The following is a 1,496-nucleotide window of genomic DNA, read 5'->3' on the forward strand; positions in this document are numbered from 1 at the left end:
GTCGACACCGGCTCCTACGACACCGTGGCGTGCGCCCCCGACCGCGGCTGCTGGGCGGCCGGCGAGCAGGGCCGGGTGGCCCGGCTGGAACGCTGAGACGGCGGCAGGTCCGGTGACGTGAGCGCGCGTGGGACGGGTACTCGTCCTTCGCCGCGAACGAAAGGAGCGATCATGCCAGCCGGTTCCAGCCCCAAGCGCGAGCGTCAGTACGAGCACATCAAGAAGAGCGCGCAGGACCGGGGCGAGAGCACCGGGCGCGCCAAGGAGATCGCCGCGCGGACGGTGAACAAGGAACGCGCCCGCTCCGGCGAGTCCAAGACCGCCAGCCGCACCTCGACCCAGGACATGTCGTCCGGCAAGCGGGGCGGTCAGCGGTCCGGCAACCGGGTCGGCTCGCACGGCCCGACCCGCGACCAGTTGTACAACGAGGCCAGGCAGCGCGGCATCGAAGGCCGTTCACACATGAACAAGGAGCAGTTGCAGCGCGCGCTGGACCGCAAGAAGGGATGACCCGCCGGCTCAGCCGAGCGTCTGCCGGTGGCGTTCCAGCTCGGGGGCCGTCTTCGTGGCGAGAAACTCCACGACGCGGTACGAGCACACCCCGGCGATGACGAACGGGTCGGTGGCCACGACCTCCTCGATCTCGGCGCGGTCCCCCGTGACGGCCAGGATCACCCCGCCGTCACGGGGGTTCTTGCGTCCGGAGGCCAGGAACAGGCCCTTGTCGTACTGCCGCTCCAGCCAGGCGACGTGGTCGGGCAGGACGGCGTCCACGGCGTCGAGGGGCGCGGTGTAGGTCAGCTCGAGAACGAACATGATCCGGAGCCTACCCCCCCCCGCCCCGCCCCCGGCGGCCGGCGAACCGTAGAGTCGGCCGCGTGACGATCGTCGGCGTACCCGCGGGCTGGCCCGCGACCGAGGAGGAGGCCCGCGCGGTCCAGGACGGGCTGCGCGGCCGAGTGGTGCTCGACGAGCCCGGACCACCGCCCGGGACGGGCCGGGTCACCGGGGTCGACGTCGCCTACGACGACGAGCTGGACCTGGTCGCGGCGGCGGCCGTGGTCCTGGACGCCGCCACCCTGGACGTCGTCGCGGAGGCGACGGCCGTCGGCCGGGTCTCCTTCCCGTACGTGCCCGGGCTGCTCGCCTTCCGTGAGCTCCCGGCCGTGCTGGCCGCCCTGGACCGGCTGCCCGGCCCGCCCGGCCTGATCGTGTGCGACGGCTACGGCCTGGCCCACCCGCGCCGCTTCGGGCTGGCCAGCCACCTCGGGGTGCTCACGGACCTGCCGGTCATCGGCGTCGCCAAGAACCCGTTCACGTTCACCTACGAGGACCCCGGCCCGGCGCGCGGTGCCTCCTCGCCGCTGCTGGCGGGCACCGAGGAGGTCGGGCGCGCCCTGCGCACCAGGGACGGCGTCAAACCGGTCTTCGTCTCCGTCGGCCACCGGGTGAGCCTGTCCGGTGCCCTGGCGCACACCCTCGCGCTGACCCCGCGG

At 73.6% G+C, this 1,496-nt stretch carries 3 protein-coding genes; 2 read left to right on the top strand and 1 reads right to left on the bottom strand.

All coding sequences use genetic code 11. The features are described 5' to 3' along the window. The first annotated feature begins 171 nt into the window (after positions 1 to 171). On the top strand, positions 172 to 510 hold the full coding sequence (locus H5J33_RS34970; RefSeq protein ID WP_030618251.1) for a hypothetical protein: 339 nt from the start codon (positions 172 to 174) through the stop codon (positions 508 to 510). Between the two features lie 9 nt (positions 511 to 519). On the opposite strand, the gene H5J33_RS34975 is transcribed toward H5J33_RS34970, so the two are convergent. Then, positions 520 to 816: a YciI family protein gene (locus tag H5J33_RS34975; protein ID WP_181798674.1), complete on the bottom strand. Its 297-nt coding sequence runs from the start codon at positions 814 to 816 to the stop codon at positions 520 to 522. A 62-nt stretch (positions 817 to 878) separates the two neighbouring features. Here H5J33_RS34975 and H5J33_RS34980 point away from each other — a divergent pair. Continuing rightward, the coding region (locus tag H5J33_RS34980; protein WP_181798675.1) for an endonuclease V at positions 879 to 1,496 on the top strand (618 nt) is incomplete at its 3' end.

It is taken from the genome of Streptomyces sp. WELS2 (assembly GCF_013870595.1).
GTDB lineage: Bacteria > Actinomycetota > Actinomycetes > Streptomycetales > Streptomycetaceae > Streptomyces.